Below are 22862 nucleotides of genomic sequence, written 5' to 3'. Positions count from 1 at the left end.
TATGGATTTCAAGTTGCAGCTAGGCGACAAACTTACTCATCCCCAGGAGCTTACTTTTGGGTAAGTGACTGGGGTGACAAATCTGTCGGGAACAGATTTGAACGCTGTACACAGCGGCCCCGAAGGGGTGAGGCCCACGGATGGGCCGAATAGCTAAGTGCAGGTAACAACGCTGCAGTTTGAAAGACGACGGGTATTATCGGGCGTAGGTTCTACGCCCGCTTCAATTAGTTAAATTCGGGGAATATCATGTCTGAAACCATCACCTTGCGCACGGCGCAGGGGCGGGATCCCATTTTCTACTGGTTGCTGCTGGCGCTGGCAGGTTTCGCCCTACTGCCTTCCTACAGCCTGGACTACGGGCTGCTGGAGGCGACCAGCGAAGAGCTGCTGGCGGCCTACGGATGGTCACATGCAGGCTTGGCCATGCTGTGGTTTGCCGCCCCGCTGCTGCTGGTTGTGCGCCCCCAGATTGCCACTGGCCGCGAGCAACGCAACCGCCACCTGTTTGATGCCGGTTATGCCCTGGCCTGTGGGCTATTGGTGTTTATCAGCGCCGCCGCGACCGGTACCGGGATGGGGTTCGCTACCTTGCCGCTGCTGGTGGCAATGGGCGCAGTGATCACCCTTGCGCTCTCAAGGCTGGAATGGCTGGGTGGCGATCGCTTCGTACTCGGTTCGCTGGTGGCGGTGATCGCCCTGATCGTGCTGTTTATCATTTACCCCAGCATCGCCATCTTTATCCCAATGTTCACCGATGAGGCCGGTGCTTTCGCCCCGTTGGCGTTTATGCAAACGCTTGGGCAGGCGCATATCCTGCAGGTGATCTGGAACTCCTTCCTGCTATCCGTTGCCGTCGGGATTGGCTGTACCTTCTTTGGCATGGTGCTGGCGATTTATACCACACGTATCGCCCGCCGCTCGGCGGTGATTGGCCGTATCTTCTCGATCCTGCCAATCGTCACACCGCCGTTTGTGGTTGGTTTAGGCGTCACCCTGATGATGGGCCGCTCCGGCTACATCACCGAGTTGATGGTGACCTGGTTTGGCCTGACCAATACCAACTGGCTCTACGGCTTTACCGGGATCTGGTTGGCCCAGGTGCTGGCCTTTACACCCATGTCATTTATGATCCTCGATGGGGCGATCAAGACCATCCATCCGTCGCTGGAAGAAGCGTCCTACACGTTGCGCGCTAACCGCTTCCAGACCTTTACCCAAGTGTTTATGCCGCTGCTGAAACCGGCATTGGCCAACTCGTTCCTGATCGTCATTGTTCAGTCGTTGGCGGACTTCAGTAACCCCTTGGTCCTCGGTGGCAACTTCGACGTATTGGCCACGCAGATCTACTTCTACATTACCGGTGCGCAGCTTGATTATCAGGCAGCCAGTACGCTGGGCGTGGTGCTGCTGATGTTCTCGCTGCTGGTGTTCTGCGTGCAGTACATGTGGATCGGCAAGCGTTCCTACGTGACCATTTCCGGCAAATCCAACCACGGCGACGTTCAGCCGCTGCCGGTGACGCTGGTGTGGGGCGTCTCGCTGATGCTGTATGTCTGGATCGCCTTCAACATCCTGCTGTACGGCAGCATTTTCTACGGCAGCTTTACCGTTAACTGGGGCGTGGACTACACGCTGACGCTGGACAACTTCAGCAAACTGTTCGGCCAAGGGTTCAGCGACGGCGCATGGCCTTCACTGATCGATACCTTGCTGTATGCCGGGATTGCCGCACCGATCACCGCCATCTTCGGCCTGCTGATTGCCTACATCGTAGTACGCCAGCAGTTCCAGGGTAAAAAAGTGATCGAATTCAGCACCATGCTGTGTTTCGCGGTGCCGGGAACCGTCGCCGGTGTTTCCTACATTCTGGCGTTTAACAGCGCGCCAGTTTACCTGACCGGGACGGCCGCCATCGTGATCATTTCGATGGTGATGCGCAACGTGCCAGTGGGGATCCGCGCGGGTATCGCCGGTTTGGGGCAGTTGGACAAGTCGCTGGATGAGGCTTCCCTCAGCCTGCGTGCCGGTTCGCTACGCACCATAGTGTATATCCTGCTGCCCTTGCTGCGCCCGGCGATCCTTTCGGCGTTGGTCTACAGCTTTGTCCGCGCCATGACTACCGTGAGCGCCATTGTTTTCCTGGTTACGCCAGATACGCGCGTCGCGACGTCCTACATCCTTAACCGGGTCGAGGACGGCGAGTATGGCGTGGCCATTGCCTACGGCTCGATCCTGATCGTAGTGATGCTGGCGATTATTTTCCTGTTTGATGCCCTGGTTGGCGAAGCGCGGGTCGCGCGTTCCAAAGCCCGGAATGCGGCCTGATACCCGGCGGAGAAGGATGAACAACATGTCTGACATGCAAGATAAAAAGCACTTTGTTGAACTGAAAAACGTCGCCAAGCGGTTTGGCAACAACACCGTGATTGAAAACCTGAGCCTGGCGATCCCCCGAGGGGATATGGTGACGCTGCTTGGGCCTTCCGGCTGCGGCAAAACCACGGTCCTGCGCCTGGTTGCCGGGCTGGAAAAACCCAGTGGCGGGCAGATCTTTATCGACGGCGAGGACGTGACCGATCGCTCCATTCAGCAGCGGGACATCTGCATGGTGTTCCAGTCCTACGCGCTGTTCCCCCATATGTCGCTGGGGGATAACATCGGCTATGGCCTGAAAATGCTGGGAAGGCCCAAGGCAGAGATCCGCGATCGGGTACGTGAAGCCCTGATGCTGGTCGATCTGGAGGGGTTTGAAGAGCGCTATGTCGATCAGATCTCCGGCGGCCAGCAGCAACGCGTCGCCCTGGCGCGTGCGCTGATCCTCAAACCGAAGGTGTTGCTGTTCGATGAACCACTGAGCAACCTGGATGCCAACCTGCGCCGTAGCATGCGTGAAAAGATCCGCGAGTTGCAACAGCAGTTCAACATCACCTCACTCTATGTCACTCACGATCAGAGCGAAGCCTTTGCGGTTTCGGACACCGTGTTGGTGATGAACAAAGGAGAAATCATGCAAATTGGCGCACCGCAGACGCTGTATCGCTACCCGGCCTCGCGCTTTATGGCCGGATTTATGGGGGATGCCAACATCTTCCCGGCCAAGGTGACCAGCAGCGGCGTAGAGATCTTCGGCTACCCGGTGCCGCGCCCACAAGGGTTTGCCCCCGGTTTGCAGCAATGTACCGTGGGCGTGCGTCCGGAAGCGATCACCCTAAGCCAACATGGGGAACCGAGTCAGCGTTGCACCATCAGTAAGGTGGCTTATATGGGGCCGCAGTATGAGGTGCTGGTGAACTGGCACGATCAGTCGCTGCTGCTACAGGTAAACGCTACGCAGTTGCAGCCCGAACCAGGGGATAGCTATTTCCTGCAAATCCATCCGTTCGGCATGTTTGTACTCGCCGACGAGTAAGCCTGAATTTCCCCCCCGCTCGTGGTTACGGGCGGGGTATTTTTCGATGCCCATCCCCTACTCCTATCGCGATATCACCGCATTTACGACACTGATGTGATCGCGCTCCGTTTCTTCTCTTCTATCGCTTTGCAAACGCGCGTCGGCGGGTAATGCTGTCAGCCATGTAAACGCTTAACCTTTTGGCTTGAACCGGCTCAGGAAACGCCCACATGCATGCTAACTCCCGTTTTACCCTGGCGGAAATCCTCGCCCGCCGCGATTGGCAAAACCCTGCCTGCACTCATTACCAACGTCTACCGGCACATCCTCCGTTTGCCAGTTGGCGTGATGCCACTGCGGCCCGGGCAGATGCCGCCAGCCCGAGCAGACAACTGCTCAATGGCGAGTGGCAGTTCAGCTATTTCGCACACCCGCAGGCGGTACCAGAAAGCTGGCTGGAACAGGATCTGCCGGATGCCGACACGTTAGCTGTACCTGCCAACTGGCAGCTAGCGGGTTATGACGCGCCGATCTACACCAACGTCAAATATCCGATCCCGGTTAATCCACCGCTGGTACCCGAAGATAATCCAACCGGCTGCTATTCCCGCAGCTTTAACGTTGATGCCGAGTGGTTGGCCGGTGGGCAAACCCGCATTATTTTCGACGGCGTCAACTCGGCGTTTTACCTGTGGTGCAACGGCCACTGGGTCGGTTATTCGCAAGACAGCCGCCTGCCTGCCGAATTCGACCTCAGCGCGGTGCTGCAACCTGGTGAAAACCGGCTGGCAGTAATAGTGCTACGCTGGTGCGACGGCAGCTATCTGGAAGATCAGGACATGTGGCGGATGAGCGGGATTTTCCGCGACGTCAGCCTGCTGCATAAACCCGCCGTCCACCTGAGCGATATTCATATCAGCACGCCCCTGAGTGATAGCTTCCGCCGTGGGGAATTGGTAGTGGAGGTACAAGCCAATCAGCCCCAGCAACATCGGGTTCAGGTGCAGCTGTGGCACAAAGAGGCCCTGATTGCCGAGCAGACGCAAAGCTTCGGCAGCGAGATTATCGATGAGCGCGGCGCTTATGACGATCGCACCACGCTGCGTTTGCCCGTGGAACAACCCGCGCTGTGGAGTGCGGAAACGCCAGCGCTGTATCGCGCGGTGATCTTGTTGCTTTCGCATACCGGGGAGCTGATAGAAGCCGAAGCTTTTGACGTCGGTTTCCGCCAGATTGCCATCAGCAACGGGTTGCTGAAGCTCAACGGCCAACCCTTGCTGATCCGGGGAGTCAACCGCCACGAACACCATCCAGAGCACGGCCAGGTGATGGATGAAGCCACCATGCGCCAGGATATTTTGCTGATGAAGCAGCATAACTTCAACGCGGTGCGCTATTCCCATTATCCGAACCATCCGCTGTGGTACAAACTGTGCGATCGCTACGGCCTGTACGTGGTCGACGAAGCCAATATTGAAACCCACGGCATGCAGCCGATGAACCGGCTTTCGAACGATCCGCTGTGGCTGCCCGCCATGAGCGAGCGCGTTACGCGCATGGTACAGCGCGATCGCAACCATGCCTGCATCATCATCTGGTCATTGGGCAACGAGTCCGGCCACGGTTGCAACCATGATGCGCTGTACCGCTGGGTGAAAAGCCAGGATCCTACCCGCCCGGTGCAGTATGAAGGCGGCGGAGCCAACTCAGCGGCCACGGATATTGTGTGCCCCATGTATGCCCGCGTCGATCAGGATCAGCCTTTCCCGGCGGTGCCTAAATGGTCGATCAAGAAGTGGATCGGCATGCCGGATGAAAACCGCCCGTTAATCCTATGTGAGTATGCACATGCGATGGGCAACAGCTTTGGCGGCTTTGATCGCTACTGGCAGGCTTTTCGCAAGCACCCGCGTTTGCAGGGGGGATTTATCTGGGATTGGGTCGATCAGGCCCTGACCCGCACAGATGACAGCGGCCAGGCTTACTGGGCCTACGGCGGGGACTTTGGCGATACGCCGAATGACCGTCAGTTCTGCCTCAACGGGCTGGTCTTCCCCGATCGCAGTCCCCACCCGGCGCTGTTCGAAGCCCAACGCGCACAGCAGTTTTTCCAGTTCCAGTTTGATGCCCAGCGACTGGCACTCACTATCACCAGCGAATACCTGTTCCGTACAACGGATAATGAGCAACTTAACTGGCGGCTGGAGCTGGACGGCGTAGAACGAGCCAGCGGCAGCCTGCTGCTCGAGCTGCCGCCACAGGGCAGCACTACGGTCACCCTGCTGGATAAGTTGCCGATAATCCACCGTCCAGGCGAACTGTGGCTAAACGTGGAGGTGGTGCAGCCTCATGCCACAGAGTGGTCAGAAGAACATCATCGTTGCGCCTGGGATCAATGGCGTTTGCCGCGCACATTACACCTGACATCACCAGCCAACGGCGGCTTTGTCCCACAATTAACGCAGAACGAGCAACAGATTGACATCACCCACGGTAACCAACGCTGGCAGTTCGAGCGTGCCTCCGGTTGCCTGAGCCAATGGTGGCAAGATGACGTCGCTACTCTACTGACGCCGCTGCGCGATAACTTCATCCGCGCACCGTTGGACAACGACATTGGTATCAGCGAGGTCGATCGCATCGATCCCAATGCCTGGGTCGAGCGCTGGAAGCTGGCGGGGATGTATCAACTACAGGAGCAGTGCACGCAGATTTATGCCGATGCATTAAGCGACGGTGTGCGAGTAGTGACCGAGCATACCTTCAGCTTTAACCAGCAGGTGCTGCTGCACAGCCGCAAACAGTGGCTGTTCGATTGCCACGGTGGCATACAGGTTGAAGTGGATGTCACCGTGGCCGACGCCCTGCCCCCTCCCGCCCGTATCGGCCTGAGTTGCCAACTGGCCGAGGTACACCCGCAGGCACAATGGTTGGGGCTGGGGCCGCACGAGAATTACCCAGACCGCAAGCTTGCTGCCCAACATGGGCTGTGGACCAGACCGCTGGAGCAGTTGCATACCCCTTATATTTTCCCAGGGGAAAACGGCCTTAGGTGCGACACACTGCGTTTGCAATATGGCGACCTGCAAGCCGAGGGTCATTTCCACTTCTCGCTCAGCCGTTACGGCCTACAGCAGTTGATGAATTGCAGCCACGTGCATTTACTGAAAGAAGAGCCAGGCACCTGGCTACATCTGGATACCCTGCATATGGGCGTTGGCGGTGACGACTCCTGGAGCCCAAGCGTGAACGAGGACTTCCTGCTGACTGCTGGGCATTATCACTATCGACTGAGCTTAAAACGGGTATCCAGGGGATAAATCTGCCAAAAGCTCAACGGGTTGCGCATTCTATAAGCAAACAAACGCAGAATGCGTAATCCCCTTTGACATCCCCCAGGCACCTCGTTATCATTCCGCCCGTTCACACGATTCCTCTGTAGTTCAGTCGGTAGAACGGCGGACTGTTAATCCGTATGTCACTGGTTCGAGTCCAGTCAGAGGAGCCAGATTAAAGAAACCAGATATCCACGGGTATCTGGTTTTTTGTTTTTTATCAATTGGTTGTTCCCTTCTCTGCACGCGTCTACTAAAAACACTCAAAGCTACCCCCAAAAGGTGTTTTCTATCGGTGTTTATCCTGCCGTTTCGCTGGCTGGGATCAGACAAGAACCAGAGAGGAAACCTGTGGCGATTGAGCCATCAATCTGTTGCATTTCCTCCTTTACCTAGAGAAAGCAGAGCCCCTTGGAAAATCGAAAGGTTTCATTCGGTTCGGTTCTAACAAGCGTAAAGAGGCATGCTTTTTCGTAAAACATTATAGACATAAATTCAATATATAATTATGTACAAACACTCATTACCCCTAAATTTATTTGGCCAATTATTATAATTTTAGTGTCGCGCTTAATATATGCCATTTAAAAAGATCGATAAAAGCTACAACTTTTAAAAGTGTAGTGAAATTCATTTACAACAAAGATTTATTAATATAAAATAAAAGAATTATGGTGGAATCAAGGGCGCAAATTAATGATTAACAGCATGGAATTCAAACTAGAAGAACATATAAATGATTGGGTGAAAGAAAAATTTGACAGTTTGAAATTAAAAAATCAGATTGATTTTTTTACAGAGTCAGCAATACCTGATTATTTAAAAGATGCTTTGCGGGGTAGAGCTAAGACTGAAAATAGAACAAACTTTGGCAAACCTGATTTCAGCCTAACTAAATATAAGATCCCCGTCATTATAGAGAATAAACTAGGCTCTAACAAACTCATATCGGAAAATAAGGGCATTATCAAATTTGATAATAAATCAATTTCAGGTTATGCGGTTAATGGAGCACTATATTATGCAACTGGAATTGTTGCATCTGCAAAATATCATGAAGTTATAGCGGTGGCCATTGCGGGTGACTCTATAAGTAATATCAAACTGAACGTTTATTATGTGTACGGCTCTGGAGAACGTTCTTTTAAATACCTCAATGATGTACAGTCACTAGATTTTCTAGAAAATGAAAACTCATTTAATGAGTTCTATGACAGCGCTATTTTAACAGAGCATGAAAAGCATGAAATCCTTATAAACTCTCAAGCAAGCTTGCAAAAATATGCGAAAAACCTAAACAAATTAATGCATAATTTAAATATTACTGCAGCACAACGCGTGTTGTATGTATCTGGCATGCTTTTGTCTATGCAACCTGTCATTGATAAAAATGGTGTTAAAATACAAGATGGCTTAATACCTGATGATTTAAAAGGAATCCAATCTAATTCTAAAAGAGATGGCGTCCAAATAGTTAACCAAATAGCTGAATTCCTCAAAGCTCGTGATATTCCATATGATAAACAAGAACTGATGTTATCAAGTTTTTATGAAATATCTAAAGATTCACAACGAGATGAAAAAATCGTTCTGGAATCAGAAGTCGCAACTTTAATAAACTCTGAAGCCAGCACCAGCAAACAAATATTCACATTTATATATAAAAATATATTTTTATCTATCGATGCAATGGCTGGTCACCTGGATATAATGGGTGAAATGTATTCTGAATTTTTAAAATATGCGTTAGGCGATGGAAAAGAAATTGGAATCGTTCTCACTCCACCTTACATCACCAAGATGATGGCTTCAATTTTAAATGTGGATAAAGACTCAAAAGTCATGGACTTAGCCACTGGCTCTGCTGGATTTTTAATATCTGCAATGGATATTATGATAGAGCACGTTGAATCAATGTACGGTAAAAAAACATCCTTATCTAAACAAAAAATAGCAGAGATAAAGGAACAACAACTTCTTGGCGTTGAATTAAATGCGGAGATGTATACTTTAGCAGCTACCAACATGGTTTTAAGAGGAGATGGGAGTTCTAACATATTAAAAGGTAATACTTTCAATACACCATCCAGTGTATATGATGCTTTCAAAGCGACTATACTATTATTAAACCCACCGTTCAGCTATACAGAGAATGGAATGCCATTTATTGCTTTTGGTCTGGATAGAATGGAAAAAGGTGGCTTGGGTGCAATCATAATACAAGATTCAGCTGGCTCAGGAAAAGCGGTTAACACAAATAAATCAATCTTAAAAAAACATACGTTGTTAGCAAGTATCAAAATGCCAATGGATTTATTCCAACCAATGGCGGGTGTACAGACCAGTATATATATATTTGAAGCGCACAGGCCACACGATTATGATAAGCCGGTAAAATTTATCGATTTCAGGAATGATGGTTACAAGAGAGGAAGTCGTGCATTACATAATATTGATGAGCCAAGCAAACGTTACTCAGATATTATAAAAATCTACAAGGCGGGAAAAAATGCAAAAGTAGAAGCATCCTGGGATTTAGATTCCGTTTACATTGAGGACTTTATAACCAATTCTGGAAAAGATTGGAACTTTGAGAAACACAAGAATTCTAATAAAAAAGTTCACTTAGACGATTTTAAAAAAACAATTTCAGATTATCTTCTCTGGGATATTGACAGGATTTTAAAAGAATCCGAAATTGACCATGATGCCATGCAAAATAAAATAGAGATATTGAACAATCAATATACTGTAGCGTGGTCTGAATATACTATTGATGAACTGTTTGATATCAGACCTACAAAAAACTATGGTTTATCAAATCGTGATTTACTTAAATCAACAGGAAACATACCTGTCGTGTCTAACACTAGCATCAATAATGGGATAACTGCATATGTTGATTTAGAACCAACAGAGCAAGGAAATGTTATCACTTTTTCAGACACGACTTCAGATGATGCTATTTTCTATCAGCCGAAAGACTTTGTTGGATATTCTCATATACAATGTTTGCATAAAAAATTTGATAGGGAAATCGGAGAGAAAGTATATCTTTTTATAGTAACAGCATTTAGACACGCCGTGAAAGGCAAGTATAACTATGGCAGCAAGTTCAACCGAAAAAATGCTGCAAAGGAAAAAATAACCCTACCTACAATTGACGGTAAAATATCATTCGAATATATTGAGGGTTTTATTGAGCTTCTACAAAAAGAGCGTCTTTCAAGACTACAGAATTATTTAGCAAACACCTTGAAATAACAACGCCAAGCAGGTTTTAACATAACCTGCTTTTCGGTAACCGAACGGTGAACTCGCGTTGTATGATTGAAATAATGTAATAAATAGAAAACCAGGGCTGCTTGTCTCGGGATTGCATTTCCCAGTTAATGTCGGGGCAGCAACCGGTTTTCTGATTGCAGCCTGACCATGCTGGTTAGCGCGTTCCCCGCTTATGCAAAGTTTTGTGATTCTGACGTCAGTGCATTGCAGGTGACTAACCGAGAGCCTCACACCTAGCCCTTCAGATCCCCCCTCCAGATCACATCCTCAACATTTAACATGAAAAGTACAATTTTTTACCTGAATGTTACATTCCATTAAAATAACCTTACCGCATACTCATCCCACGCCCACCCCTACCGAGGGAACCAACTGATGAAAACTAGCAACCCGATGCTGGAAAAATTACTGCCCATTCTGCCACTTATCGCTGCCAATGCCGCACAGGCGGAAAGCGAACGAAAAGTACCGGATGAGAATATCCGTTTGTTAAAAAGCATAGGTATGCACCGGGTTTTCCAACCGAAAAAATTCGGTGGTCTGGAAATCTCCCTGCCAGAATTCACCGACTGTGTCGCCGCGCTGGCCGGAGCCTGTGGCGGAACGGCCTGGGCTTTCAGCCTGCTATGTACCCACAGCCATCAGATAGCGATGTTTTCCCCAAAACTACAACAAGAGATCTGGGGAGATAATCCAGACGCCACCGCCAGCAGCAGTATTGCCCCGTTTGGCCGTGTTGAGGAAACCGAAGGCGGTGTCTATCTGAGCGGCGAAATGGGCTGGAGCAGCGGTTGTGACCATGCCGAATGGGCGATTGTCGGCTTTCGCCGCAAAAACACCGACGGTGAGTTGATCTATAGTTTTGGTGTGCTCCCACGTAGCGATTACGAAATTCGTGATGACTGGTTTGCGGTTGGCATGCGCGGCAGCGGTTCCAAAACGCTGGTCATAAAAAACGCCTTCGTGCCAAACCACCGTATTGAAGCCGCTCAGGATATGATGCACGGGCGTTCTGCGGGTTTCGGTCTCTACCCAGACAGTAATATCTTCTACTCGCCCTATCGCCCCTATTTTGCCTGCGGTTTTGCCGCCATCAGCCTTGGCATAGCGGAGCGTATGCTGGTCGCCTTTAAGGAAAAAACCCAAAACCGCGTGCGAGCCTACACGGGTGCCAGCGTGGGTACTGCCACCCCGGCGCTGATGCGTCTGGCGGAGTCCACCCATCAGGTTGCCGCCGCCCGCGCCTTTTTGGAAAAAACCTGGCAAGAACATGCCGAACACGGTCGCCAGCACCAATATCCCACTCACCAGACATTGACGTTCTGGCGCACCAACCAGGCCTATGCGGTCAAAATGTGCATCGAATCGGTCGATCGCTTATTCAGCGCCGCAGGGGCAACCAGTTGGATGGAAAGCAATGAGATCCAGCGCCTGTTCCGCGACTCGCACATGACCGGGGCACACGCCTATACCGATTACGATGTTTGCGCACAGATATTGGGCCGCGAGTTGATGGGGTTAGACCCCGATCCGACGATGGTGTAACGAGCAGGAGTTCCTATTTAATGACACATCACACAGAACCAGCCCTGGATCCTCGCGCATTTCGCCGTGCGCTGGGCAACTTCGCCACCGGCGTGACGGTAGTGACAGCAGCAACAGCAGATGGCACCCGCGTGGGCGTAACGGCCAACAGCTTTAACTCGGTCTCACTGGATCCGCCGTTGGTATTGTGGAGCATTGATAAACGCTCCGGCAGCTACGCGATCTTTGAGCAGGCCAGCCACTTCGCCATTAATGTGCTAGCTGCCGATCAGATGGATATTTCCAATCGCTTCGCCCGTCCCAGCGAGGATAAATTTGCCGGGATTGAGGTGGAGGTCGGCGCTGGTGACGTACCTTTGCTTATCGACTGTGCCGCACGCTTTCAGTGTGAGAAATATCAGCAGGTTGACGGCGGCGACCATTGGATACTGATAGGTAAAGTCGTGGCGTTTGACGACTTGGGCCGCGCACCGCTGGTGTATCACCAGGGCGCTTATTCCATGGTGCTGCCTTACCCGCAGGTGGCAGAACGCGTTGCACAGAACGCAGTGAGCAGCGCCAGGCAAGAGCGCCTGAATAACAACGTCTTCTACTTGCTCACCCAGGCGCTGCGCAGCTATCAAAGCAGTTACCAGCCCAAGCAACTCTCCACCGGGTTGCGGGCCAGCGAGGCCAGAATGCTGCTGGTGCTGGACAGCGATGCCTGCCTTGATAAGGCCTGCCTGCTGGCGGAAATGGCGATGCCAACCAGGGAAATTGAAGAGGCGCAGGAAGCTTTGTACCGTAAAAGCTTGGTGTCCAGCACCGAGAACGGCCATCACTTGACCGAGGCAGGCGAACGTCAGGCCAGCGTGCTGAGAGATATTGCCGCCAAGCAGCAAGAGCAAGTACTGTCCGCCTTCACGGGCGACGAAGTGGGCATTTTGAAGAAGCTGTTGCGCGCTATTATTGCCAATAGTCAGTGAGTTTACCTCGGTAAACCTCATGCGCATTGTCGCCAGCGGCAATGCGCATGAAAACCTCACCACCGCATCCTACCTATTCATGCAGCCGTGAACCAATGCGTGCCACAGACATCCGCTGCCCTACCCAACCTAGCGCCGCACAGACGGCCATCACCAACGTCATGGCAAACGGTGTGTCATCCTGCAACCAGGACACCGCCAGGCTTGCCAATGCCCCCATGCCAAACTGCAATGAGATCGCCAGAGCACTGGCACTCCCAGCCTGTTGGCCACGCTGTTGCAACAATAACGACAGGCTGTTGGTGCCGATAGCATTCACCAGCGACATAAACAGCACCACCAGAATCACCAGGATGGACAGGCTCTGCTGATGGAACACCAGTAGCAACAGGCCAAATAACACCTGGGCGCTGCTTTGTATCATCAATAAGCGTGGCAGGCTGTAAACCTTCAGCATCCGCACGTTGAGCAGCAGCACTACGATCATGCCAATGACATTACAGCCAAATAGCAGCCCGTAATACTGAGCGGGCACCTGGAAGTAGCTGATGTAGACAAAGGGAGAACCGCTGATAAAGGCAAACATGCCCGCGAAGGAAAACGCCAGGGTAGCAATAATACCCATCGCCTCTCTGTCACGGACCAGCAGGCAATAATTGTGGAACGCCTTCAGGATGCTGCCTGACTGCCCTGGCGGGGTCTTTAACGTCTCCGGCAGTACCCAGAACACCAATAACCCGCTGATGCAGCCCACCACCGCCAACAGCATGAAGATGGCTTGCCAGTCGAAGAACGTCAGCAAAGCACCACCTAACAGCGGTGCCAGCAACGGGGCAATCATGGTAACCAGCGTCATCAGCGATAACACTCGGGGCAGCTCATCTGAAGCGTAAACATCCCTGACGATGGCGCGCGCCATCACTACAGCGGCCCCGCTACCAAATGCCTGTAACGCCCGCAGTACCACCAGTTGCTCAACCTGCGTGACCTGCGTGCATAGCAGGCTGGCAATCACGAACAACAGCATGCCGCTCAACAGCAACTTTCGCCTGCCTAGCCGATCACTAAGCGGCCCGTACAGCAACATACCGACGCAAAAACCGGCAAAGAATGCCCCCAATGAGAGCTGCATCTGCCCCTGTGTAGCATGTAGTTGCTCCCCCATCGCGGGTAACGCAGGCAGATACATATCAATCGACAGCGGGCCAAAAGCCACCAGCGATCCCAGTAGCGGGATCAGCCAACGTGGCGGTCGGTTAGTAAAGGCAGGTGGCATAGCGGCTCCTTTATCATCAATAACGCCTCAGCGGTTGCGAGCGTTAGTCTTGGTAATTATTTGTTAATATATTAACAATCATCTTATGAAATGGACACATTTTAAGACATCAATTTTGATGTTCATGGTAAGAATGGATTTTGTTAATATATTAATAGTATTAACGCAACGAGGGTTGTGAATGCTGGGGAAGGTAGATTGTAAGCGGGAACCCAGGGCTCCCGCAGAGGTGACTTTTGCCGGGCTGCCTTACATCGCATTCAGCTTCGCAATCGCATCGCTCGGCAGTTGGAGTTGGGCGACAGCAAGATTCTCTTTCAGATGTGCCAAGGAAGATGTCCCAGGGATGAGCAGAATGTTAGGTGAACGCTGTAACAACCAGGCAAGAGCCACCTGCAAAGGCGAGGCCCCCACCTGCTGCGCAACTTCTGACAACGTCGTAGACTGCAACGGTGTGAATCCCCCCAGCGGGAAGAACGGCACATAGGCAATCCCCTTGCCAGCCAGTTCGTCGATCAGCGCGTCGTCATCCCGGTGTGCCAGGTTGTAATTATTCTGTACGCAGACAACTTCACAAATCTTCTGCCCTTGCGCAACCTGAGCCGAGGTGACATTGCTCAGGCCGATATGGCGTACCAGCCCCTGCTGTTGTAGCTCGGCTAACACGGAGAGCGGCTCTTCAAGCGACCCTTCTGCCGGCCCGTGTGCATCAAACATGCAGCGCAGATTGACCACATCAAGCACATCCACCCCCAGGTTACGCAAGTTGTCATGCACGGCCTGGGTCAGCTCCGCCGGAGAAAACGCAGGCAACCATGCGCCTTGCTCATCGCGGCGAGCGCCGATCTTGGTGACAATGACCAGATCGTCGGCATAAGGATGCAGTGCCTGGCGAATGATTTGATTGGTGTAATGCGGGCCATAAAAATCGCTGGTATCGATATGGTTGACCCCGTTGGCAATCACTTCACGCAGAACCGCGATGGCCGTTTCAGGATCCTTCGGCGGGCCGAAAACACCCGGCCCGGCGAGCTGCATGGCGCCATAGCCGAGCCGCTTGACGGTATGCGTGCCGAGCGTAAAGGTACCTGACAGATGAGTGCTGGACATAATCAAACTCCTAATAAGAGGGCGCAAAGTTCAGACGCTGCTATTACCCACGATAGGCAAACAATATATACCCGTCGCCTGGCAAGCTACAGCGTTCAAACCTATCCGCGACAGATTTAGGGTTGAATCATCGAGCCAGTAGATTAAATAACAAACCCATAGTGGGAACCATCCGGCAGCTCGATATCCAGACGCAGCTTGCCCCCTGCTGCCTCGATATAGCGTTTGAGCGAGGAGAGCTTCAGATCGCGGCCAGGCTTTTCCATGCCCGCCACGGTGGGTTGTTTGATGCCAAGTGCCTGCGCCATTTCAACCTGGGTTTTCTGCACCCGCTCACGTAGTTCGGCCAGGTGAATATTGAGCAGCGTATCCGCCGCAATGCGCTCAGCGCTGGCCACTACTTCAGGTTTTTCTTCCGCCAGGATTTGTTCCAGTGTTCTGCCCATGGCCTACTCCTTGTTCTCTGCTGTATTCAGAAATTGGGTAAACTCCCGATCGGCAATCGGGATCATCACCTCATAAAAACGCTTCTCATTACCGGCCTTACTACCAGCACAAAGTAAAATACCGCGACGATGTGGATCAAAGGCAAAGAACGCTCGTATCGGCATTCCTCGGCTTTGCACGCGTAATTCCTTCATGTTGCTGTAACGCGATCCCTTCACCGTGTCGGCATAAGGTCTGGGCAACTGAGGACCTTTTTCACGCAGTACAATGAGTGACGCCAGCACAGAAGCTTTGTCAGTGTCCTCCAACCGGCTGAACCACTCGTCAAACGTATCCGTTGTTTTAATTTCCCACACATGTGCTCCTTAGCAATATAGGTCAAAAACTATATAGGTGTAAACCTATAATTTGCATTATATCGGAGCTTGGGACGAGAGACATCGGCCACAATGATGAAGCTGGGAGCCGATCCCTGCATTTCGATGAAGGTGAAACATGAGCGTTGATATTTTGCGTATCTGGTAGCAAAACATGGCGGCAAGATGGGAGCTAAAGAGAGGATAGGTCTTAGGGGGCCCTTGATTACCGAGCGCGGCAATCAAGGGAACGTGGATTAGGCCCGATGGTGCTGGAAGCGTTCACTGCGGTAGAAACTCAAGATACACCAGCCGAGGGCGATCAGGGCCAACGGCGCACCGACGAAACCAATGTTTGGCATTCCAAGATGCAGGCTGACCTGATTGCCCAGCAACGCACCACCGCCGATACCAAAGTTATACAAACCGGAGAAGATCGCCATCGAGACATCGGTCGCATCCGGTGCCAGGCTCAGCACCTTCGCCTGCATCGAAAGGCCAATCGCCATGATGGCCATGCCCCAGATCACACACAGCAACGTCAGAGTCGTTTCATTGCCGGAGGCGGGCAACAGCAATAACAGGCTGATGGCCAGCAGACCAATTGCCCCCATAAAGAAACCCGACGGGAAACGTTCGCTATAGCGGCTGAATAGCAGGCTGCCAACAATACCCGCAGCGCCAAACAGCAACAACATCAAAGTGGTAAAGTTGGCGGATAATCCGGCCACGGTCTGGATAAATGGCTCGATGTAGCTGTAGGCAGTAAAGTGCGCCGTCACCACGATGATGGTCAACATATACAGGCTGACCAACTCCGGGCGTTTGAACAGCAGTGGAACGCTAGCCAGTGAACCGGAATGCTCGCTTTTCAGCACCGGCAGCAAGCGCCACAGCATCACCAACGCCAAAGTAGCGCACACGGCGATGCCAATAAAGGTCATCCGCCAGCCGAGCAACTGCCCCACCACTCTGCCTAACGGTAAGCCCAACACCATCGCCAGCGCGGTTCCCCCCGCAAGCATGCTCAGTGCCTGCGCCTTCTTGCCTGCTGGCGCGACACGAATGGCCAATGACGCGGTGATCGACCAGAACACCGAGTGCGCCAACGCCACACCGGCACGCGAGATCACCAAGGTGGTAAAGTTCCAGGCCACCGCGGTGAGCACATGGCTGGCAATAAACAGGATAAATACCCCGATCAGCAGCTTACGCCGCTCAATCTTGCTGGTCAGCAACATACAAACCAGCGACATCGTGGCAACGATCCAGGCATAAATGGTGATGATCAGCCCCACCTGTTCGGTTTGCATCCCAAAGCTTTGGGCAATATCACTCAATAACCCGACCGGGATAAATTCGGTAGTATTAAAAATAAATGCCGAAATGGCCAAGACGACCACGCGCATCCAGGCGGTCGAGCGGGAAGTGCTGATTTCATCCATTGTAAGGTGTTCCGGAACAGGGGCTGGCAGTAGCGCCATTTTAACTAACCTGTAACCAGAATGCGACCTAGATCACGTTTTTGTGGCGCTGTTTTTTTCAACAGTAGGGACGCCCTATGATCGAGCATGTTCGATCCCTACCCATTCAGCAACATTGCCTCTTTGTCATTAATCTGACCGCCCCTCGTCGGGGGCGGTTGCCTTTACGCTCCCCCCAAATATGCCTTTCTCACCTCATGATTGCTCAGCAGTTCCGCACCGCTACCGCTCAGGCGGATTTGCCCATTGACCATCACATAGCCCCGATCGGACAGCTTCAGCGCATGGTTGGCGTTTTGCTCTACCAGGAAAATCGTCATGCCGCCGTTGGCCAGCTCGCGCAGGATGCTGAAGATCTGTTTGACGATGATCGGCGCCAGCCCCAGACTCGGCTCATCCAGCAACAGCAGCTTTGGCCGGCTCATCAGCGCACGGGCTATCGCCAACATTTGCTGCTCACCACCGGACATGGTCATCGCCCGCTGGTGACGCCGCTCTTTCAGGCGTGGAAACAGCTCATACATACGCTGCATATCTTCAGCAGCATAATGGTTGCCGAGAGTGATGGTGCCCATCAGCAGGTTTTCTTCCACGCTCATGTCGGGGAAAATCCGCCGCCCTTCCGGGGCCTGCGCGATACCGCTACTGGCCACAAAATGCGTCGACCGTTGGCTGATATCGGCCCCCTGAAACAGGATCTGTCCACCGCTGATGCGAGGTTGGCCAAAGATTGACATCAGCAAGGTGGATTTCCCTGCCCCGTTGGCCCCGATCAACGCTACAGTTTCCCCTTGCCTGACCTGCAATGACACCTGTTGCAGCGCCTGGATCGGGCCGTAATGGACATCTACCTCACGAAACTCCAGCATCACCTCGCTCATCCCGCCAGCTCCTCTTCGTCTGCGCCCAGATAAGCGGCGATCACGCTGTCATTGTGTTGGATCTCCTGCGGCGTTCCCTCGGCGATCACATTACCGTGATCCAGCACGATCACCCGGTCGGAAATCTCCATCACCATTCCCATATCATGTTCGATCAGCAGCACCGTAATATCATGATGCTGGCGCAGAAAGCGGATGATCCGGCTCAGGGTTGCGGTTTCGACCGGGTTCAGCCCGGCGGCGGGTTCGTCCAGGCAGATCATTTCCGGGGTGGTGCACATCGCGCGGGCGATCTCCAGCCGCCGCTGCTGACCATAAGACATCTCCCCCGCCAGTCGGTTAGCACAGTCCACCAACTCGACCACCTCCAGCCAGTAAAATGCCCGATCCAGCGCTTCATTTTCTGCCCGGCGATAGGCAGGCGTATTGAGCACGCCAGCAATCAGGTTGCGGTTACTCAAACGGTGTTGCGCCACCAGCAGGTTCTCCACCACCGACATCTCACGGAACAGGCGGATATTCTGGAAGGTGCGGGCCAATCCGGCACGGTTCACCAGATGTGTGCCACCAAACATTTTGTAGTACAGGCGGGAACCCAGTTGCGCGGGGTTAATCCAATCCCCTGCACGGAATTTCTGGCCGAGGATACGGATCACATCAATGGGCCGTTTATGGGTATTAAGCAGGATCGCCCCGCCGCTGGCACGGTAAAAACCCGTCAGGCAGTTGAACACCGTGGTTTTCCCCGCGCCGTTCGGGCCGATCAACGCGGTAATCGACCCACGCTCCACCTCGAGATTTACATCGTTCAGCGCTTTGATGCCACCGAAATGCATCATCAAATGTTCAACGCGCAAAATGGCATCGCTCATGGTGCTACCCCCTTGCGTGGCGTAAAGCTGCTACGGCTGATACGCACCAGGCCGCGTGGCCGCCAGATCATCATCAACACCATCAGTACGCCAAACAGTAACACTCGATATTCGGCAAAGCTGCGCAGCAGTTCCGGGGCCACCGTCAGCACAAAGGCAGCCAGCACGACGCCGATAGTCGATCCCATTCCCCCCAGCACCACGATCGCCAGGATCAGCGCCGATTCAAAGAAGGTAAACGACGTTGGATTGACGAACCCTTGATAGGTGGCAAAGAACACCCCAGCAATCCCTGCGGTGGAAGCCCCCATCATAAACGCCGAGAGTTTGACCAGCACATGATTAAGCCCGAGCGAGCGGCAGGCGATTTCATCCTCCCGCAGCGCTTCCCACGCCCTCCCTATCGGCATCCGCGTCAGCCGATGTTTGATGAACAGCACCAACACCACCACCAGGCACAAGACCGCGTAGATAAAGATAAACTTCAGGTTGGGGTTATAGGTAATACCGAGGAACTCGTGGATCGGTACTCCCCCTTCCTTGGCTCGGCGGCCGAACTCCAGGCCGAACAGAGTCGGAGCAGGAACCGAAACGCCGTTTGGCCCACCGGTTAACGACACCCAGTTATTCAGCACCAAGCGAATGATTTCACCAAAGCCCAGCGTCACTATCGCCAGATAGTCACCGTGCATACGCAGCACCGGGAACCCCAGCAATGCCCCGGCCAGCGCCGCCATTAGCGCACCCAGCGGCAACATCGCCCAAAAGCCCAGGCCCAAATACTGATAGCCCAGCGCCAGGCCGTAGGCACCAATGGCATAAAACGCCACGTAACCCAGATCGAGCAGCCCGGCCAGCCCCACCACAATGTTCAATCCTAGCCCTAACAACACATAAATCAGGCCGAGGATCGCCACGGTCAGCAGGTATTTGGTCGCCATAAACGGGAACAGCAATGCCAACACCGCCAATAGTGGCAGGAGCCAACGCAGGCTCGTTCTGGCTCCGACTGGCCGAACATAAACACCGTCATTGCCCCCCTCAAAGCGTGCTGACACCTTGCGCCCGAGCGGCGTTTGCAAAAACAGGCTGAGTAACAAGCGCCCCGCCATAACTACCGCAACAATCACCACCAGGCGGCGTGGCTCAAAGTTGAAACTGTAGCCGTCCAGCACGATGCCGACGATCGGGCCAAACACAATCAGCGCGATCAGACCCGCGAGCACGGCATCCAACAGGCTGCGTTTAATACTCAGCCCTTGATGAACTGTGGATTGAGACATAGTTTTCCCTCACACCTTAGCGACCATTGGCCGCCCCAGCAGGCCCTGAGGGCGGAAAATCAGGATCACCACCAGCAGACCGAATGAAAACACATCCTTGTAATCTGAGTTCACCATGCCGGCGAACTGTGCCTCTGCCACGCCAAGCAACAGGCCTCCGAGCATCGCGCCGGGCAATGAGCCTATGCCCCCCAGCACCGCTGCGGTGAAGGCTTTGACGCCGATAATAAAGCCCACGTAAAAATCGAAGGTGCCGTAGTTCATGGTGACCAACACTCCCGCCAGTCCGGCCATCGCCGCGCCAATCACAAACACCAGCGAGATCACCCGATCGGTATTGATACCGAGTATCGACGCCATCTTGCGATCCTGTTGCGTAGCCCGGCAGATACGCCCCAGCCGCGTGCGTTGGATCACATAGGTAAGCACCGCCATGCCCAATAGTGCAGCGACCAGAATAAATACCTTGGTGTAGGTAATCTGGATCACACCACCATCAAAATTGAGCCGAAAAACGCCGTCCAGCAGCGTGGGGATCCCCTGCTGGCGCGGCCCTTGGCTGATCTGCGCATAGTTCTGCAAGATAAGAGACATACCGATGGCTGAAATCAGCGGAGCCAGACGCGTGGAGTTACGCAGCGGTTTGTAAGCAATACGTTCGATCACCCAGCCATAAACACCAGTGACCACGATGGTGAAAACCAGGGTGCCCAGGATCAACAGCGGGAAAGAGTGCAGACCAAAGAAAGAGAGCAGCGCCAGGCCAATCGCACACAGATAGGCAGAGATCATATACACCTCGCCGTGGGCGAAGTTGATCATGCCAATAATGCCGTACACCATGGTGTAGCCGATGGCGATCAGGCCATACACCGCGCCAAGAGTCAGGCCGTTAATCAGCTGTTGCAGGAAGAATACATCCATAATAAGCAATCTCACCTGATGGGCGGGCCGCAAGTTCAGCACCACACGGCCCAAAGGGGGTTAAGGAACGGATCCGCCACACGCACGGATCCGTTGATCTTTACATCAGAGCTGGTGATATTTGCCTTTGTCATCCCATTGGTAGACCACGTAGTCTGATACCTTCAGGTCACCTTTTTTATCCCAGGCTTTTTTCCCCATCACGGTATCCACATCGTGAGATTTCAGCCATTCGCTGGCTTTGGCACTGTCTTTACCGCCGGTGGCGTTGAAGGCGGCAGCAATGGCCTGGATCGATGCGTAGGAGTACAGCGTGTACCCTTCCGGCTCAAATCCACTCTCGCGGAACTTGGCAATCACCGCTTTCCCCTCAGGGATCTGACGTGGATCGTTACCGAAGGTCATCAGCACGCCAGTGGTGTACTGTGGCCCACCGGCCGCCGTCACCAGTTCTTCGGTAACAATACAGTCGCCGGAGAAGAATTTGGCTTTCACCCCTTGTTCACGCATCTGGCGCACCAGCGGCCCCGCCTCTGGATGGCAACCGCCGAAGTACACCACGTCTGGATTAACCGAGGCGATCTTGGTCACCAGGGCGTTAAAATCTTTCTCACCACGCGACAGCCCTTCGTACATCACTTCCTTCACGCCACGTTTGTTCATTTCTGCCTTGGCGGCATCTGCCAGCCCCTGGCCGTAGGTGTCCTTATCATGGATGACGGCAATCTTTTTCGCCTTCAGGGTATCCAGCATGTAGTTGGCGGCGATGACCCCTTGCTGATCGTCGCGGCCGCACATGCGGAACATGTTATTCATGCCACGTTCGGTGATTTGCGGGTTAGTAGAACCGGGTGTGATGGCAATGATCCCGGCCTCGTCATACACCTCTGAAGCGGGCATGGTGGAAGACGAGCAGAAGTGTCCGACCACCGCAGCGACGTGATCCTGATCGACCAGGCGGTTAGCTACCGAGACTGCCTGCTTAGGTTCACAAGCATCATCGCCCTGCACCAGCTTGATTTTTTCCCCTTTAATCCCCCCGGCCGCATTGATGTCTGCGGCAGCCTGCGAGGCCCCACGCCAGTATTGATCCCCATAGGTGGCATTTGGGCCGGAGAATGGCCCGGCGACGCCAATCACGATATCGGCATGTGCAGAAAAAGCCGTACTAAAACAACCAATAAGCAGAGCAGCAAGCGGGGTTTTTAGCAATCTCAATGACATTTTGCATTCCTCAGCACTGTTTTAGCGAAAGACCGTAAACCCGGCCAGTTGCAAATTGCGGCCAATAACGGCGGCAATTGCAGGACGACGACGGGTGTATGCCCTATGGATTTCAAGTTGGCCGCTCTAGCGCGTCCATGCGCTCGCGGCATTTGTACATCCCTGTACAGCACTGCTACACGACAAGCTTGCTCATCCCCAGGAGCTTACTTTTGTAAGTGACTGGGGTGAGCAAGCGCAGGTAACAACGCTGCAGCTTGAAAGACGACGGGTAAATGACGTGGAGCAGTCACTTTATGTGTAGTCGGGGAAAATAATTTGCGCGAGAGCGCAACCGATTTACCCGCGTTTATCCAAGCAAAAATCTAGCCATTGTGACGGCGCATACAAAAATAGAGTCGATTTGCTGGCGCTCTCAGCCGGAAAAATGAGGAGGCTCACTGGTTTTAGCGGGCAAAGAGCGTTAGAAAAGAACGAGGAG

16 protein-coding genes and 1 tRNA gene are annotated in these 22862 nt (G+C 53.0%); 7 read left to right on the top strand and 10 right to left on the bottom strand.

The window, feature by feature from the left end; all coding sequences use genetic code 11:
• The first annotated feature begins 249 nt into the window (after positions 1–249).
• The 7 genes from KAJ71_RS03530 to KAJ71_RS03500 all read left to right on the top strand — a co-directional run bounded on the left by KAJ71_RS03530 (position 250) and on the right by KAJ71_RS03500 (position 12524).
• The gene (locus KAJ71_RS03530; RefSeq protein WP_248944399.1) at positions 250–2328 is read left to right on the top strand and encodes an ABC transporter permease; all 2079 of its coding nucleotides are present in this window, start codon (positions 250–252) and stop codon (positions 2326–2328) included.
• A gap of 25 nt (positions 2329–2353) precedes the next feature.
• On the top strand, positions 2354–3412 hold the full coding sequence (fbpC, locus tag KAJ71_RS03525) for a ferric ABC transporter ATP-binding protein (RefSeq protein ID WP_248944398.1): 1059 nt from the start codon (positions 2354–2356) through the stop codon (positions 3410–3412).
• A 212-nt stretch (positions 3413–3624) separates the two neighbouring features.
• A complete protein-coding gene (locus KAJ71_RS03520; protein WP_248944397.1) occupies positions 3625–6714 on the top strand; it encodes a beta-galactosidase in 3090 nt (1029 codons plus the stop codon).
• A gap of 112 nt (positions 6715–6826) precedes the next feature.
• A tRNA-Asn gene (locus tag KAJ71_RS03515) sits at positions 6827–6902 on the top strand.
• A gap of 535 nt (positions 6903–7437) precedes the next feature.
• Entirely contained in the window at positions 7438–9993 is a 2556-nt protein-coding gene (locus tag KAJ71_RS03510; protein ID WP_248944396.1) for an N-6 DNA methylase, read from the top strand.
• 396 nt (positions 9994–10389) lie between these two features.
• Complete coding sequence (locus tag KAJ71_RS03505; protein WP_248944395.1) at positions 10390–11559, top strand: p-hydroxyphenylacetate 3-hydroxylase oxygenase component; 1170 nt, start codon at positions 10390–10392, stop codon at positions 11557–11559.
• A gap of 20 nt (positions 11560–11579) precedes the next feature.
• Entirely contained in the window at positions 11580–12524 is a 945-nt protein-coding gene (locus KAJ71_RS03500) for a p-hydroxyphenylacetate 3-hydroxylase reductase component (RefSeq protein WP_248944394.1), read from the top strand.
• A 73-nt stretch (positions 12525–12597) separates the two neighbouring features.
• Here KAJ71_RS03500 and KAJ71_RS03495 read toward each other — a convergent pair whose 3' ends face one another.
• The 10 genes from KAJ71_RS03495 to KAJ71_RS03450 all read right to left on the bottom strand — a co-directional run bounded on the left by KAJ71_RS03495 (position 12598) and on the right by KAJ71_RS03450 (position 22381).
• Positions 12598–13800 carry a Bcr/CflA family multidrug efflux MFS transporter gene (locus tag KAJ71_RS03495; protein ID WP_248944393.1) on the bottom strand — a complete coding sequence of 401 codons (1203 nt, stop codon included), beginning with the start codon at positions 13798–13800 and terminating at the stop codon, positions 12598–12600.
• 249 nt (positions 13801–14049) lie between these two features.
• Positions 14050–14910, bottom strand: a complete 861-nt coding sequence (locus KAJ71_RS03490) for an aldo/keto reductase family oxidoreductase (RefSeq protein ID WP_248944392.1) — start codon at positions 14908–14910, stop codon at positions 14050–14052.
• Positions 14911–15053: 143 nt separating this feature from the next.
• On the bottom strand, positions 15054–15356 hold the full coding sequence (proR, locus tag KAJ71_RS03485) for a transcriptional regulator ProR (protein WP_021180280.1): 303 nt from the start codon (positions 15354–15356) through the stop codon (positions 15054–15056).
• A 3-nt stretch (positions 15357–15359) separates the two neighbouring features.
• Positions 15360–15713, bottom strand: a complete 354-nt coding sequence (locus KAJ71_RS03480) for a type II toxin-antitoxin system RelE/ParE family toxin (RefSeq protein WP_248944391.1) — start codon at positions 15711–15713, stop codon at positions 15360–15362.
• A 257-nt stretch (positions 15714–15970) separates the two neighbouring features.
• Positions 15971–17158, bottom strand: coding sequence for a sugar transporter (locus KAJ71_RS03475; RefSeq protein WP_248944390.1), 1188 nt, complete (start codon positions 17156–17158; stop codon positions 15971–15973).
• 203 nt (positions 17159–17361) lie between these two features.
• A complete protein-coding gene (locus KAJ71_RS03470; protein ID WP_248944389.1) occupies positions 17362–18078 on the bottom strand; it encodes an ABC transporter ATP-binding protein in 717 nt (238 codons plus the stop codon).
• Positions 18075–18950, bottom strand: a complete 876-nt coding sequence (locus tag KAJ71_RS03465; RefSeq protein WP_024485157.1) for an ABC transporter ATP-binding protein — start codon at positions 18948–18950, stop codon at positions 18075–18077. Before KAJ71_RS03465 ends, KAJ71_RS03470 begins: the two co-directional genes overlap by 4 nt.
• Positions 18947–20233 carry a high-affinity branched-chain amino acid ABC transporter permease LivM gene (gene livM, locus KAJ71_RS03460; RefSeq protein WP_248944388.1) on the bottom strand — a complete coding sequence of 429 codons (1287 nt, stop codon included), beginning with the start codon at positions 20231–20233 and terminating at the stop codon, positions 18947–18949. Before livM ends, KAJ71_RS03465 begins: the two co-directional genes overlap by 4 nt.
• 9 nt (positions 20234–20242) lie before the next feature.
• Positions 20243–21157, bottom strand: a complete 915-nt coding sequence (locus KAJ71_RS03455) for an ABC transporter permease subunit (protein WP_021180268.1) — start codon at positions 21155–21157, stop codon at positions 20243–20245.
• 105 nt (positions 21158–21262) lie between these two features.
• Entirely contained in the window at positions 21263–22381 is a 1119-nt protein-coding gene (locus KAJ71_RS03450) for a branched-chain amino acid ABC transporter substrate-binding protein (RefSeq protein ID WP_248944387.1), read from the bottom strand.
• Between the last annotated feature and the right edge of the window lie 481 nt (positions 22382–22862).

Source organism: Serratia silvae, from assembly GCF_023282985.1.
GTDB classification, from domain to species: Bacteria; Pseudomonadota; Gammaproteobacteria; order Enterobacterales; family Enterobacteriaceae; genus Chania; species Chania silvae.
This window is presented reverse-complemented; position numbering and strand designations above follow the sequence as displayed.